Raw genomic sequence first — 15717 nt, 5'->3', positions numbered from 1 at the left:
CCCTCCTTAATTTTCAGACTTCCGAAATCGAAATCCACTTAAAATGGAACTTTTCTTTTGATTCAACAATTGGTTTGGCAGTAATAACTCTGCTATTTCCTTCATTATTCCTTCAAGCTCTTTATAATAGTTCCGACTAGATAGTAACGTACTACTTTTTAATTGAGATTCAAATACATCCTCTATCTCATATGGTGCTAAAGCAGTTAATACCTTATCGCCAAAACATTCTTCTACTACTTCATGCTTTAAAAGTGCAGTAGAAAACTTATTCCCAATAATTCTCGTTTTCTCTAAAACTAAGTAAGAAACAAGTTTTCTCTCCTTTTGTGTAAGAGGATGCGCTATCTTTAACAATTGATGCAGATCTGGTTCTGCTACAAAGAAAATAAAATCTGCCATTTCACATATTTCATGGTATAAATCTTTATCCCAATCGTACCCCGCATCAATAATAGATATAGGCGCTTCTTGGTTAGCCAATAATACCTTAATAAAATGGTCAAAGTCCTGCTCTGTTTCGTTTTTCAGCTCTTGGTCCACTATAGGATTCTTTACGATATAATTTATTCTTCCTTGCTTCCATTTTGGAATTGATAATATATCAGATTCCTTCTGTAGCATCTCCTTATATCGCTGTAACATAAATTCACTACGATAGTTTTCTGGTGCTTCTGTATATCCCTTTAATAAAGGATACGTATATCCATCATCATATAGATTCTCTATATAGTTCACATCAATCTGTAGTTCATTTAAGTAAGCAGCTAAAAGATGTGAAACAAAAGTTGCACCACTTCTTTTGTTCATGCTGGCCACAACAATTGTTCTTCTCGGAATAGCAATACCTATTTGTTTTTCATATACCGGCTCAAAAGCCAATTTATATTGTTTTTTTATAATAGGTGCTTTTTGTGACTCACCTGGAACAGACTTACGCTTTTGATTGTTTTTAAATAGTTTCTTGGAGTTAGAGGAAGCTTCATTGTTGCCACCTTCCTCTAATTCACTTGATACTTCCTCTTCTTCCTCATCAACAGGAACTTCGGGTAACTTTGTTTGTTGTGGTGCCTGACTTGCGCCTACAATTTCTGCTACATTTTTAATATCCGACTCCTGTAGCAGCTGCGGGATAACTTTATTATCAATATCAATTCTACGAGAGTTAAAAATGTCATAGATACCTAGATAAATCAGTTTCGCCAAAAACTCATCATCATTTTCACGCTCTGTAAATACCACAATACGAATATCTCGATTAAAGCGAATATCTCTTAGTTTCTGTAAGATAATCAATTCACGTTTCTCTTCATGTCCCGCATCAATATTTAATCGTTTGTCATTAATACATAGAATATCGGGCTGTTCTGTATCTAGAATTTCATCTAGATACTTGATATGCATCACATCACTATCAGCTACTTCAAATCCCGCACCAATAAAATCCTCACGTAAATATGCCGTATATACAGTATCACTAATAGCTAAAACGATTTTTTTCACCATAGTTAACCTCCTACAAAATCTAACGTTGGATTAAAATCATGTTTTCAATTGGAATTTGTGCCTCAAGATGAACCTTCCCAATAATCTCATTCAAAATATACTCAATTTCAACTTGTTCCATTGTACGTGGAGCTCCAAAATCAGAATTTAGCTTTACTCGTATTTCTAATCGATCTTGTATCTCATGTAAAGGTGTACCAAGATAAAGAATGCTGTAGTATAAAACACCATCTTCAATATTTTTTTGAATCATATCTTTTGTTTGATGAATAAACGTAACCTCAGCAAGCTCAATAAAAGGATCATTAATTGTTACTTTGCTATTCCAATTTAAATTCCAAATCTCGCAATGTTCTTCCGCATGTACAACAACTCCATTAACAGAAGGCGTAATCGCGAAAAGACGATCTACAGGAACTTTGGTTAACGAGGTACTATTACCTTTCTTTAATTCAATTCCTTTTTCCATTCGCTCATGTTCAAAAGCATATTCAGCACCAGTGAATGCAACTTCGCAAAATACTTGTTCTAACAATGGACGAATCCCTTCATATGTTCGTATAGCAAATACACTAAATTCCTGTGTTTCATCTGTACGAATGATTTCGTACAATTCATATTCAGATGCATTTGCTAAGGCAAAAGGAATATCTTTTATAAAATTCGGATCAGTATATAGATTCTCAGGAATTTGCGTTTCAGGATGATTTATAAACTCAAGGCATAATTGATATCCTTTTAAAAATGCATTTTTAACAGCTGCAGGGAATAGAGTTTCAAAACGTTTCACATTATTTTTAAACGTTTTTTCTTCAATTTCGTTATTAAATTCTCTTTCCTGTAAGATATTTGCCTTATTCCCTAGTAATAAAAAGTAGTGATTAATAATGCGACTAATATCCTCTTCAAATGCTGCATTCTCCTCACAATACTTTGTAAATCGTTCTTTACTCATGTTCACAATTTCGTTCATAGCTTCAAATTCTCCCTTTTTATTGTTATTTATACAAAAAAAAGACACACCGATGGCAGGTTATGTGCCTTCGGTGTGTCCGTTTAGCTAGAAATTAAATCTATTAATTTGTATATTTCTCTTAGTTAATTGTAGTTCACGTATAAGAATACCTCTATGAATTTTAAAAGTCAATAGATTAATTACCTCCTTGTAAACTTATATTTATTCCTTCTTTCTATTTTTCTATGTATTTAATTTAAAAAAATACAAGTAATTAAATATAAATAATCCAAGTATTTTATATAAAAACAACAAGAAATATATATAACTAAACTCAATCATTAATTATAAAGAGATTCAGCAAACACCTCTAAAGCCTTGTATTACATACGTTCCTGGATATTAAGCTAAATTCACTATCGTAATATCCCCATTACATACAAGCTCTACATCATAGAAATCACAAATTAAGAAGTTAAATACCATATTACTAAGAATTCACAAGGTTAGAATCATATTACTAAGATAACCACAAGTATTGAATCGAATTATGAACATACCGAGTCGTAACCAAACATAACGTAAATCAATTATATGCTTCCGTAAAAATGCTAATAGATATATTTTCCTAAATAAAAAAGCATGTCTTCAAATTAAAGAACATGCCAAATAACCCTTGCTTTTAAGTAACTTTTTAACAAGGGTTTCCATATATATTTTTTTAAAATCACATAAATTCCGGATAAACACCATTCTTCTTATGATAATTTATCATTGCATCGTGTTTTTTCCCTGTAGACAAGTTTTTTTCCTTAAAACCTATCCAGGACTCTCTAAACTTTACACGCATAAATGCTGGAATAGAGAATATTTCTTGCTCTTTCAAACAACTTTCCACTTGATCTAATGCATAAGTCATTGCGTAAATTAATAATTCACTTTGTTTTTGTTTCGTCGGTAAATAGATTGCGATATCAACAATTTCTTGTCTAAATGCAGTCATTATATTTTCTTTATCTTTTTTACGTAACGCCTGTCCCATATGTTTCAAACGAGACACCGCTTCTTTTCTGCACTTCGCTACTGGTCTATGTAATTCTTTTTTATCATTCTCAATTACGCAGTTTGAAGAAAATACAACGTTGAACTTCTCAATGATGATTTGTTTTACCTGTTTCCTTGCACTAGTAATTCTTGTTTCATTAGATTTCTTCTCTTTAGAATCGATTGCAGTAAATTGCACGATGGGGTTAATAATTTCTATGTAGTGTCTTACTTTCTTTGCATTACGATTTAATCTCCTTTTTAAGGAAGACATCTTTCTTGTAATCTGAAACTCCTCAATTTTATGTTTATAATGTTCCATACCTACTTTTCTTGAAAAAGTATTGATTAAATCTAAAAGGAATATAATCCCTCTATTATCACGAGCCTTTACTAGACTACTCATTATCGTTGTTTGAATTAGGTGAAATGGAATACGGAAATACGATAGCGATATGCCTGTCATCTTTGCAGTTTCTGCAGTAGTGTGGTTATACAACGCATAATCTACAATTTCATATACAGTACGATTTCCAACAGGTGTTTCTTTTACGAGTCTACGCTCCAAACAAACTTGAAACCCTGTATAAATTGTTGTGTAGGGAATCCCACTTTTCTTAGCAAGATCCATTATTTGAAATTCACGTGGTAGCATTCCTATATCATTGCATTCAAAGTGAAGCAAGATGTAAGTAGCTAAAGCTGAAGATGGTAACTCTTTTCTTTCATTTTCTAGTTTTACGATGTTTAATAGTCCATCAAAAAATTTAACCCCATGAACTTTAAAGTTCTGTTGGGAAAAAGCCATTTGCGTATGCATAATGTTGCTAACTCCTTTCGAAAGAGCAGAAAAAGGCACTGTCATACCACGGATACAAAAATACTACTCTCTTAAAAGAGTAATACTTGTATAACAACGGTAAACAATGCCTAAAATTACGCAAGAAATCCCCTTTTTAAGTTGCACAAATACATAAGATACAGTAAAATTATCTTATAATTTCATGCAAAATAAAAAGGTTTATTGGCTTTGTTTACCGCGGTCGATTGAAAATTTCTTTTGGGATTTTTGTGCGGTGTACCACAATGAAGTAGTTGGCGCTATTTCATTGGGCTGATGAACCTTTTTTTGCTTTTTTATATTTTATTTTTTATTATATAAATATTTTATTATTAATAAATTTGTATCTAAAAAAATACAAAAATATAAAGTAACTACATCATATATAGTTTTTCCCATGGTTGCAAGGTGATTTTTTCAAAAGTATGACCTTTGCTAAATGACTATGTATAAATAACCACCACTCAAACACCTCGTTGAGCGCCGCTCAATCAAAAGTCAATTCACAATAAGTAAGAACAACTTAAACAGCCTCTGATCAACCGCCTGATTGTCGCTCAATTAACAAAATATCATCGATAAAGCGCATTAATGGCACATTTTTCATTATCCACACCTTAAATCACCCAACTAATCACCAGTCACTTGTGTGTAAATACTGTTATTTTCGTATGTAGGTTGAGTGGTGATTGAACGGTTGATTTCATTGCATTAAACCTAATTGTAATCAGTCAATTAATCACCGGTCAATCATATTACTATTTTAGAATGAATGATTAGCGAATGGTTGAGTGATCGAGTGAAGGTGTAAGTTTTGAATAAGAATAAACTGTTTTTTTTATGATTAATATAAAAATAGTTTCATACTACTAATTAAGTAGTATGAAACTATTGAAAGAGATGTTTTGGTCAAGAGGTTTTTGCTTACTAACTACTGGTGGTTCATCAATAGACGTAGTAAAAAAATATATTGAAAATCAAAGTGAAAAGTGAGGTGAAATGATATGACAAAGCATAATAAAGCATATAAATTCCGTTTGTATCCAACAGGAGACCAAGCACATCTTATGCGTAAAACCTTCGGTTGTGTACGTTTCGTGTATAACAGAATGTTAGCCGAACGGAAAGAAGCGTATGAAAAACACAAAGATGATAAGGAACAACTAAAGAAACAAAAGCTTCCCACTCCTGCGAAATACAAAGCAGAATTTGAGTGGTTAAAAGAAGTTGATTCATTAGCACTGGCAAATGCTCAACTAAACTTGCAAACTGCCTATAAGAATTTCTTTCGTGGTCAAAATGACTTCCCAACATTCAAAAGCAAAAAAGACAGAAAGTCTTATACAACGAATGTAGTGAACGGAAATATTATGTTGCTTAACGGTCATATTAAATTGCCAAAACTGAAAATGGTACGTATCAAGCAGCATAGAGAAATACCACAAGACCATGTAATCAAGTCATGTACGATTTCTATGACACCTACTGGTAAATACTATGTGTCTATCTTGACTGAATACGAAAAAGAGATTGTACAAAATGAAGTAGAAACAGTTGTTGGATTAGACTTTGCGATGGATCGATTATACGTTAGTTCTGAGGATGAGAGAGCCAATTATCCTAAGTTCTATCGTGAAATGTTAGACCGATTAGCAAAGGCACAACGAGTATTATCAAGAAGAACAAAAGGTTCTATTCGTTGGAATAAACAACGTATCCGTGTAGCTAAGTTACATGAAAAAGTAGCGAACCAACGTAAGAACTTCCTTCATCATAAGTCTAAAGAGTTAGCTACTCATTTTGATGTTGTAGCTATTGAAGATCTAAATATGAAAGGCATGTCGCAAGCACTTCATTTTGGAAAAAGCGTCGCTGATAATGCTTGGGGTATGTTCACTTCTTTTTTAGCTTATAAACTACACGAACAAGGCAAACAACTTATGAAAATAGACAAATGGTTTCCTTCCACAAAAACATGTAGCAGTTGTGGAAATGTGAAAAACATGTCATTGTCTGAGCGAGTATATTCTTGTATATGTGGTGTAAATCTTGATAGAGATTATAACGCAGCTATCAATATCAAAAATGAAGCAATACGCCTATTAGCGTTGGCATAGATAGCAATAAAATAACCCTTGGAACGAGGGGGTTAGCTCGGTTGTCTTAGGACAAATTCGTTAGCTATCAAAAGTAACGACTAACCGAGAAGCCACCACTTCAAACAGTCCATTAGGACGTTAAGTGGCGGGTAGTTCACAGATTGGAAGAAATAGAATTAGAAAACTCTTTGTATAGCAAAATAAACCTAAGTTCTATGATTATTATAAGTTTAAAACAATAGCTGTGAATGAATCATATTGATAATCAATGAACTAAGCTTTTGAAATGATATTAAGAATAAGCAAAATAAAAAGGCTATCAAATGATAGCCTTTTTATTTTTTTCCAAAAAGCTTAGAGAAAAAGCCGCCTTTTTGTTCAGTATTCTCTTGTCGCTGAGCATTAGCACTTTTTTGTTCTTGAATTAATCGTATAGTACTCATTAACTTTTCGTCACGTTCCTCTAATCGCTTATTGATTCTATCGAAATTATCCTGACTTTGTTTAGCCACCGCAGCGAAGAATTCCATATTTTGTTTTGTTAATTCTTCAGTCACTTTAGCTGTAACTTCCTCAGTAATTTTTTCCGTCAAAGCTTCTATAAAGTCTGGATTGACCTGTTGTGCTTTAACTAGTGATGTTTCTTTTGGTTCACCATCAGCGTCAACATCTTCAGCATAAACATTGCGAATAACCGTCGGATCCATATCTAAAAGCCCAACAATTTCGTGCTTTTTCTTTGACTCAGAATAATAATGTTTAATCTTTTTTACTGTATCAATACTATCCTCATGAACATATTTAAGTTGGCGTTCTTTTTTTATGTTCAAGTACTCATCGAAATCATTCAACCATCTACGAAGAGTACTTTCAGGAATATCAAGCATGGTTGCTACTTCAGATACGCGATAATAACCATCGCTTAACTGTTCATCAATCATTTGCTCACCACCTAACTATATGATGCCTGTCCTATAATACATTATATAAAAATTCTATAGAAACTAAAAGAACCCCTTTGTAGATTACATAAAATATCATGGACTTTTATACCTGATCACTCAATCATTCACTGCTCATTTATTTAGCTGCATACCAATAATACCTATGTTATCGAGCGGTGATTAGTCGGGTGAGCGTGATTAACACTTGATTATGTACAAAATCACCTTAAAATTCTGTGAACTGAACTAAAAATTTTACATGGATTTTCACTTATTAAAATGCATCTTTTATAATCATTACGTATTCATTACAGTGTTTATTACCGTAATAAATGCGTAACAATTAAAATATTAATTACGGTAATTATTACGGAAGTATTTAAAGTATTGATTTAATAAGATTCTTGATTATCATCCGTAGATGTATTATAGTTAGTACATACAATACTTCGGAAATATATACCGAAGTATTTACGGCTTTTATAACGGTATTAAATTCCGTATAATTATCTTGTCTTTTTGTACCTATAGATAAAATTTATTATTTATTAAAGGTGGTGTGAAATTATTGTCTAATATATCAATGAGTAGTAGTGAAATTATTGATGTGCTTTGTGAGAATTTAAATGATGGGATTTGGGCTTTACGTGTGCTATACGCCGAGGGCGCAATGAACAAAGAAAAGTTATGGGATTATATCAACCAATATCATAAAGACTATCAAATTGAGAATGAAAAAGATTATGAGGGTAAAAAAATACTTCCATCGCGATATGCTTTAGATATTATGACTGCAAGACTTGAAGGAGCAGGGTTAATATCTTTCAAAGCAATAGGACGTGTTCGAATTTATGACGTAACAGATCTAGGAAATGTTTTAATTAAGGAACTGGAAAAACGAGTTGAGAAAAACAACTAAAATATATATTTGAGGAGGATATACATATGGCAGGCAATTTTTCAGAAATCGAAAGCCAAGGAAATATTAGTTTGAAATTTGGATTCTTAGGACTAGGTATGGGTGGATGTGCAATCGCAGCAGAGTGCGCAAATAAAGAAACACAAATTAAAAATAACAAATACCCATATCGTGCGATTCTTGTTAATACAAATAGTCAAGATTTTAATAAAATTGAGATTAAAAACACAGGGAACGTCCGTAAAATACAGTTAGAAGGATATGAACAAGGTGCAGCTCGTAATCCACAGGTTGGAGAGGAAGCATTTGTAAAGCATGAAACAAAGATTTTCGAAGCGGTAAAACAGGAATTTGAAGATCGTGATTTTATTTGGATTACGTGTGGTCTAGGTGGAGGAACAGGAACTGGTGCTCTATTAAAGGCTATTGAAATGCTCTATGAACATGATTACAATTTTGGATTGTTACTGACTTTACCACGTGATGCTGAGGCTTTAAAAGTATTAGAAAACGCAACTTCACGCATTCGTAGTATTGCTATGAACCAAGAAGCTTTTGGCTCAATTGTATTAATAGATAACGCTAAACTATATAGAAAATTTGAAGAGGAAAATCCAAGTGCTTTAGCAAACGAATATACTAGCTATAGTAACAAATATATTGCTGATGCATTACATGAGATTAACCTAGTTACTTCATCATTTACACCGTTTTCAGATACACATTTTGATGCGAGTGAATTTGCTCAAGTAATTAATACACCAGGCGTTTTATCATTAGCAAAATTAGAACTAAAATCAAATCAATTAGACACTGAAAACCCGCTAGGTTACTTGACTCAATTAGGTAACGCACTAGAAAAAGGCGTTTTATACGATACAGAAAGAGAAGAGCTAGAAAGTGCTAAAAAAAGCGCGCTATCTATCGTTACATCACCGCTGCGAGCAGGGCGATTATACAACTTCTCATTCCTTAATCAAATGGAAAACTTCTTAAAAGAAAGAACTCCATATGTAGATGAACGTCCTATAGCTCCATACGTTAATAAACATACAACAAAAAAAGAAGAGGATATAGTAAAATTCTATTCAGTTGTTGCAGGACTTCCATTACCAAAACGTGTTAGTGATATTATTGATGAGATTACGAGAATTAAAGAAGAACGTGAGCAAGCTAATTCAAAGAAATCCAATGCTGTTTTAAATAAACTTTTTGCATTTGATGATTCAGTACAAGAAGAAAAACCTAAAAAGAAAAAATTAAATTTTGGTGCTGAACCTGAAGTAGAAGTTGCTGACGATTCACAACCAGCAAAGAAGAAATTATCATTCTAAACAATAGACCGACAAATATAATTTTGTCGGTCTTTTTCTATTTCAATAGCAAAAAGAAACTACAATGCACAAGTGATTAATCTATTATATTTTCTGTATGTGTAACATGTCTTTATATAATGTAATTGTTTAAATAAATTGTTAGGCCGTCCTAACGATTTTATTCCAATACTTGAACCTTTAAAAAATTGTTCGGTTAAAACATGTCTTCCGTCCGAACAATTTTAAAAGAACTGAAAGACTATATAAATCAATGTTTCTAGCTAATTTTTAGGAAGAGAAGTAATCCAAACTTCAGCGTACAAGTTTTAGTATCTAGATTAAAGCAAATTCAGCTTAAACTTTTAATAATTTACAACTAAATTTTGCTGTAATAAGATATATAGAAATGGTTGTTATTTATTGAAAATACATTCGAGTTATGGAGTTGCATATAATGAAAAGTAAAACGTATAAATATACAAGCAAAGGTACACAGAAATCTTTTCGTTTAAAAGAGGCCGATATATTTGTATTTACATTTTTATATTACAAAAGGTATCTTACTACACGACAAATTACTCAGCTTTATAGTGCATTTGAGGGTAGAGATTTTTCTGAGGATAGTGTGTTTACGAAACTTAATCGTTTTTCAAAATACGGTGCTATCCTGACTAAAAAAATTGATAAAAGAGATGATAGTATAACCAGACGTGCGACATTCTCCTTAAAAGATAGAATGGTTGATTACCTTCAAGAATTAGGAAGGATTCCTGCAGGATCTTCAAAACGTAGATATTCTTCTTCAATCTCACTACATACACTCTGCTCAAGAGAAATATTAGTACGCACACTTTTGGAAGTGTCGAAAAAGACCAATACGAATAAATTATTATGCGAGTTAGATATTCGCTCATATCATCAAAAACAAAAGAAAACAGAAATTGAAGATGCAGGGTTACTTCTAATTCCTGATGAACACATTTCATATAAAGACAAAAATATTTACATTGAAATGGATATGTGCAAAGAAACCAATGCTACCTTAGTTGAAAAGGTGGGGAAGTATATTGAATATGCACAAAAAAACACTAAAAATATAACTGTTGTTTTTGTTATGTATGACAAGTCGATGTTCCTTGCAGAAGATGCAGAACCTCCATACGTACGTATGAAGAATCTCTTATTTTCTATGCGAGAATATCATGAACATTTAATGAATCTACCAAACCTAAATATGCACATCTGCTCTTTGAAAGAAGCTGGAGATGTTATTTCAGATATTCTTCTAGGAATAGATGATAATCAAAACTTTGAACAAGATATTCTCTTACCTTTATCTAAACGTACAGTAGGAGATGCTGATTGGCGCTATGCATTTGTTGAAACAGTTCAAACATTTAAAGAGAAAATAGATGGTGGTCTTAGACGAACGTATAAGAGAGATAAAGATGTAATGCAAGATTTCTTCTTTATTTTTGGGAATGAAAATGATTACCGAATGATTGCTAGATTAGACGATGTTGTGTTTTCAAGAAGAGAAGGTGATGAAGGGGTGCCGCTTGTTGTGATTTATCCAAAGCGCAAAAAGGCTAGAGATATACTTTTAATGGACACGTATGACAACGTATTACTGCTATCCCTCCAAAATGAAGGTGTTACTATCGATGCGGATGAACAGATCATGGCACGTACTGCAAATAACATACATCCGAAAAGACGCAAGCTTGTTGAATTATATTAATCGTTAATTTTTTATATACTTTTATACAATTTTATTGATTTTTATTATTTAAGGTGATAGAATTACGTTTGAACTAAACACAAAAAACTACAATCAAATCAGAACATATGAAATTAAGGCAAGCGACACACGCTGTTTTTACAGTGGGTGTCGCTTGCCTTTTTTTATATGGAGAAAGGTGGAAAATCAAAATGGATTTACAATATGCAACTACTACTACTGGGGGAGTGCTCTCTGCTAGAGAAGCATTTAAAAACCCGGAACTAGTCCTTAATCATATTACAGAAGAGGGGGCAACGTTTAGTGTTTCTCTACAAGATATCCAAATTCCAGGGAAACCAAATTTCTATTGGTACGATGTCATAATTGAAACGGCAACGGATAAAAAGATTGAGGTAAATATCGCGGTACTTTCTCAAGAAGAATACAATCAACTCTGTGAAAGAGAGAGTATTGATTTATATTTAAAACAAACTGAAGATGCAGCAAAATTCTTTCTCGAAAAATCAAAGGAACTATTCCAACCAGAATTCAATAATCGATTCCAGTTTAAACATAAAGCTCAACTATATCTGTAAGAAGTAGGTGAGCCTATATGGAGACATTTAAACAACGATTACCGTTATTTACTACAATCGGCTTAATTAGCGGATTTATTCTTTCATTTGGATTCGGTTTAGTAAACTACATCAAGTTACTCTACTATGCATTTGAACCACCGTCTTATCCTATAGAAATTACATATGTACCGCTTATTTTAATGTTCTTTTCTTTACTATTAGGAGAGTTTAGCTTTAGGTTTTACAGCCGTATTCCAGCTTTACATATAAATAATGGGAAACTAATAATCTTGGTTGCTTCCCACTTTGCGGTTGATATTCAATTTTTATGGTTTGCAACTGCTCCGATCCATGCAAAGGTTATTCCTTATCTAGCGGATAAATCAAAACATCTTAATTTTGGTGAGTATGAAGCCTTAGGTCATGTCTTAACAGGTAATTTTCACACACTCACTATGATTTTTGTATTTTTACCAACAGTATTTATGATTTTGTTTACACTTTGGTATAGTGGGCATATTGTTCGCTACCGAGAAGAGATATTAAAGTGGGTACAAAAATACGAATATAAAAATCACAAATTACAAAAATGGTTTAATAGCCAAGAAGAACAAATATATCCTGATGTAGAAATTGGACCGCATATTGAGCATAAAGAGATGGTTCGTATTAAGGGGAAAGATAGAACGTTAAATTGTATTATTATTGGTCCTATTGGTTCTGGTAAAACATCTAGTTTAATTATTCCCATGATTAATCAAGATTTACATTGGATGGCGCGTTTTATCAATAAGTTCATAAATGTCTTTAAAAAGAAGGATTATCATACAGAAGAAGTAAAAGGAACATTTTTAAATGGTGTGACTGTTATCGAACCGAGTAATGATTTATGCCAAAAGGTTTTTAAGTTAGTGCAAGCACATAAAATACCTGAAAGTGCAGTTTACTACATTGATCCAACTAATCCTGATACCAAAAATATAAACATTCTGCGAGGACCAGTAGATAAAGTAGCAGAAGTTTTCGCAATGGTTATTCAAGGTTTGTCTGAATCTAACAATGCATTCTTTGAACAAGCGCAGCGTAACCACCTTAAACAACATATCTATTTATTAAAGCTTCACAACCCACAAAAAGATGTTACCTTCGACGATTTGATTGAGATGTATGACGATGTAGAACGTGTTCACCGAATGCATAAGCTATTAAAGGTACAGGTCGAAAAGTTATATGATTTTGTTCAAAGTGGAGCAGCTTCACGTGACCAAAAAAATGAATATAAAATTATAAAAGGTATAGACGAATGGTTTGATAATACCATTCGTGAAAAGCTGGATTTTCAAGGTGAACCAGCCGTTTATAAATCGGGAAAATACCGCGGACAACCGATGCATTATGACAGAGAAGAAGAATATGTAAAAGGTTTACGCAACATATTAAAAGATTTAGCTTCAAACGTTTTAATACGACGTGTTTTATTTGGAAAATCCGATTTTGATTTCGATGTTCATTTAGAGCAGGGTGGGATTTTGTTAGTCAATACGGCAAAAGGAGAATTAGCAGACCTTTCAAACGTATTAGGAAAATTTGTATTGTTAAGTATGCAAAATGCAGTATTCCGTAGAGATCCAAACGTCTCACCTTACCATCATATTATTGTCGATGAGTTTCCGGATTACGTTGTGCGGCCGTTTAAAGAATTCCCTGCACAATCTCGTAAATATAAAGTAATTTTAACAATCGCTAGCCAAACACTATCGCAATTAGCTCTCGACTTCACAGAGCAATACATGTTTACTTTACTAGGTTCATTCCGTAACAAAATGATATTTGGAGATGTAACACCATATGATGCAAAAATTTTCTCTGACATGTTTGGTGAGAAAGAGGAATTTAAAGAGGCAGAATCCGAACAGGGCATTTCTCCTATGCAAGAGAATCCAGTTAGTCGACTAGGATCAACCTATCAAAAAACGAAAGAAGTTGTTATGTCACCAGGAGATATCATGGCACAAGGGGCATTCATCTGTGCTGCTCGTATCGTACAAGATAATCATGTGCAACCTGTACAACAAATCACAAGTAACTTTGTACCAAAAGAAGAATTTGCCCAAGCAATTATTCAAGTAGATACAAAAACAGGTGAATATTGGGAAAATGAGCGTCTTCGCCTTATTAATGAATCTATAGAAAAAGCTAATCCTATGAAGCATGTAGATGCAGAAAACATGAAGAAAATACAACCATTACCACCTATACAAGAAGGTGAGATTGAACAGAATAACTCCATAGAAACAAACGAGGAGCATCAACACATTGTATCATTGGAGGATTATAAGGGACAAAAGTCTCAAAATGAAACCTTATCTAATGATCCTGCAGCAATGAACCAGCAGGGGAATGTTGATGATGAAGTTGAAAATAAGTTGTATGAAGATATTAAGGAATTTATTATCGAATCACAACAAGTCTCGCCATCTCTTCTGCAAAGAAAATTCAAGATTAGCTATATGAAATCTATGCAATATATTGAGAAGTTAGAACAAAATCTAGTTGTAAGTTCTTACACAGGGGATGGTCCTCGTAAAGTATTAATTTCAAATAATAGTAGTACATCAGAAGAAACAAGTGTTATTACTACTCATTCACCTGACAATACTATTTCACCGGAAGTAGCAATTCCAATTGAAGGCGAAGAAATCGAACAAGAGGAAACTAGCTCCTTTAAGGATATTCTATACGAAGATGTTTTAAGTTTTGTGAAGGAATCGGGAAGTATCTCTATATCTGTACTACAAGACACGTTTAAAATTAGTTATACACGTGCATCGAGATTAATAGATGCCTTACAACGAAATGGTGAACTGCCTGTTATAGCAGAAGAAACACATGTAGAAAGTATAAGCTCTGAAATAAAAGAACCGGCCGTGAAAGAAGATATTAAAGAAACCATAGATATAGCATTACCTCCTATGGAAGAATGCTATGAAATAAACATGGAGGTAGCAGAACTAAACAAAGAATTATCTATTACTATGTTAGAGCAAGATTGGAATAAAGATTCCATTATTCATTCCGTGATTCCTGTTGAGACCGAACCATTGTTTGAAGAATTCCCATCTGATGGACTTCCCGTTACAATGATAGGAACTGCAGAAACAAGTATAGAATCTACTTCACTTCCCGTTACAATAACAGAGCTAGAAGAAACACATGTAGAAATCAACACGGTTCCAATTGAAGAAACGCTTAATCATATCGAAGAAAACAAGCTAGATGAAGATGTAGCAAAAGTTTACGAATCTATTAGTATTACGGTACAAGAAAACTTAGAAAAAAATAGAGAAGAGCATTCGAAAAATGATGAGAAGCAACCAGAATATAAACCTATGAGTTATAAAGAACGCCAAGAGCACTTAAAATCTCATCAAAAAAATAAGAATAATACTACGCAGTCGCTGCTTAATAAAAATGAGAAACCAAAGCCCAAAACATCGAACGTAATGAGTAAGGAATTGAATAATTTCTTTGATTAATAGTTTGTAAATCTTAAATTAAATCTAGTATTGGTATAGCCAGCATTTCGGAAAAAACCACGCTAAGCCAAAAATAAAATAAGCTGCCCATATAGGCCATAGCCATCAAGTTAAGAAAATGAATAAAATTTAACTAAATGGGTCATCCTTCCATGCATACCGCATGGAAGGATGACCCATTTTATGTCTAAAATTAATGATGTTACACAAGAAGAGTTACGTTTACTAGGTGAAGAATTTAAAAGTAAATTTTCGA

At 32.9% G+C, this 15717-nt stretch carries 10 protein-coding genes and 1 pseudogene; 7 read left to right on the top strand and 4 right to left on the bottom strand.

Translation table 11 applies throughout. From position 1 onward, the window contains the following. Positions 1 to 6: 6 nt before the first annotated feature. The 3 genes from BAQ44_RS14015 to BAQ44_RS14005 all read right to left on the bottom strand — a co-directional run bounded on the left by BAQ44_RS14015 (position 7) and on the right by BAQ44_RS14005 (position 4325). Positions 7 to 1506, bottom strand: a complete 1500-nt coding sequence (locus BAQ44_RS14015) for a hypothetical protein (RefSeq protein WP_000239320.1) — start codon at positions 1504 to 1506, stop codon at positions 7 to 9. A 19-nt stretch (positions 1507 to 1525) separates the two neighbouring features. Continuing rightward, entirely contained in the window at positions 1526 to 2479 is a 954-nt protein-coding gene (locus BAQ44_RS14010; protein ID WP_001002940.1) for a hypothetical protein, read from the bottom strand. Positions 2480 to 3188: 709 nt separating this feature from the next. After that, on the bottom strand, positions 3189 to 4325 hold the full coding sequence (locus BAQ44_RS14005; RefSeq protein WP_000557422.1) for a hypothetical protein: 1137 nt from the start codon (positions 4323 to 4325) through the stop codon (positions 3189 to 3191). A 906-nt stretch (positions 4326 to 5231) separates the two neighbouring features. On the opposite strand from BAQ44_RS14005, the pseudogene BAQ44_RS14000 reads away from it, so the two are divergent. Both BAQ44_RS14000 and BAQ44_RS13995 read left to right on the top strand, forming a co-directional pair. Continuing rightward, positions 5232 to 5339, top strand: a pseudogene (locus tag BAQ44_RS14000) (transposase); the annotation flags it as partial. Positions 5340 to 5350: 11 nt separating this feature from the next. Continuing rightward, positions 5351 to 6463, top strand: a complete 1113-nt coding sequence (locus BAQ44_RS13995; RefSeq protein ID WP_000160678.1) for an RNA-guided endonuclease TnpB family protein — start codon at positions 5351 to 5353, stop codon at positions 6461 to 6463. A gap of 317 nt (positions 6464 to 6780) precedes the next feature. Here BAQ44_RS13995 and BAQ44_RS13990 read toward each other — a convergent pair whose 3' ends face one another. Beyond that, positions 6781 to 7386, bottom strand: a complete 606-nt coding sequence (locus tag BAQ44_RS13990) for a MerR family transcriptional regulator (RefSeq protein WP_000564661.1) — start codon at positions 7384 to 7386, stop codon at positions 6781 to 6783. A 586-nt stretch (positions 7387 to 7972) separates the two neighbouring features. Here BAQ44_RS13990 and BAQ44_RS13985 point away from each other — a divergent pair. The 5 genes from BAQ44_RS13985 to BAQ44_RS13965 all read left to right on the top strand — a co-directional run bounded on the left by BAQ44_RS13985 (position 7973) and on the right by BAQ44_RS13965 (position 15461). Continuing rightward, positions 7973 to 8308, top strand: coding sequence for a hypothetical protein (locus BAQ44_RS13985; RefSeq protein WP_000098927.1), 336 nt, complete (start codon positions 7973 to 7975; stop codon positions 8306 to 8308). A 26-nt stretch (positions 8309 to 8334) separates the two neighbouring features. Next, a complete protein-coding gene (gene repX, locus BAQ44_RS13980; RefSeq protein ID WP_000918313.1) occupies positions 8335 to 9642 on the top strand; it encodes a plasmid replication protein RepX in 1308 nt (435 codons plus the stop codon). Positions 9643 to 10078: 436 nt separating this feature from the next. Next, on the top strand, positions 10079 to 11365 hold the full coding sequence (locus tag BAQ44_RS13975; RefSeq protein ID WP_000837871.1) for a replication-relaxation family protein: 1287 nt from the start codon (positions 10079 to 10081) through the stop codon (positions 11363 to 11365). A 191-nt stretch (positions 11366 to 11556) separates the two neighbouring features. Further along, a complete protein-coding gene (locus BAQ44_RS13970; RefSeq protein WP_000365750.1) occupies positions 11557 to 11943 on the top strand; it encodes a hypothetical protein in 387 nt (128 codons plus the stop codon). A 17-nt stretch (positions 11944 to 11960) separates the two neighbouring features. Continuing rightward, positions 11961 to 15461, top strand: a complete 3501-nt coding sequence (locus BAQ44_RS13965) for a DNA translocase FtsK (protein WP_000447304.1) — start codon at positions 11961 to 11963, stop codon at positions 15459 to 15461. Positions 15462 to 15717: the final 256 nt, after the last annotated feature.

The sequence above is a fragment of the Bacillus mobilis genome, from assembly GCF_001884045.1.
Taxonomy (GTDB): domain Bacteria; phylum Bacillota; class Bacilli; order Bacillales; family Bacillaceae_G; genus Bacillus_A; species Bacillus_A mobilis.
The sequence above is the reverse complement of the archived record's forward strand: the minus strand, read 5'-3'. Positions and strand labels throughout refer to the sequence as shown.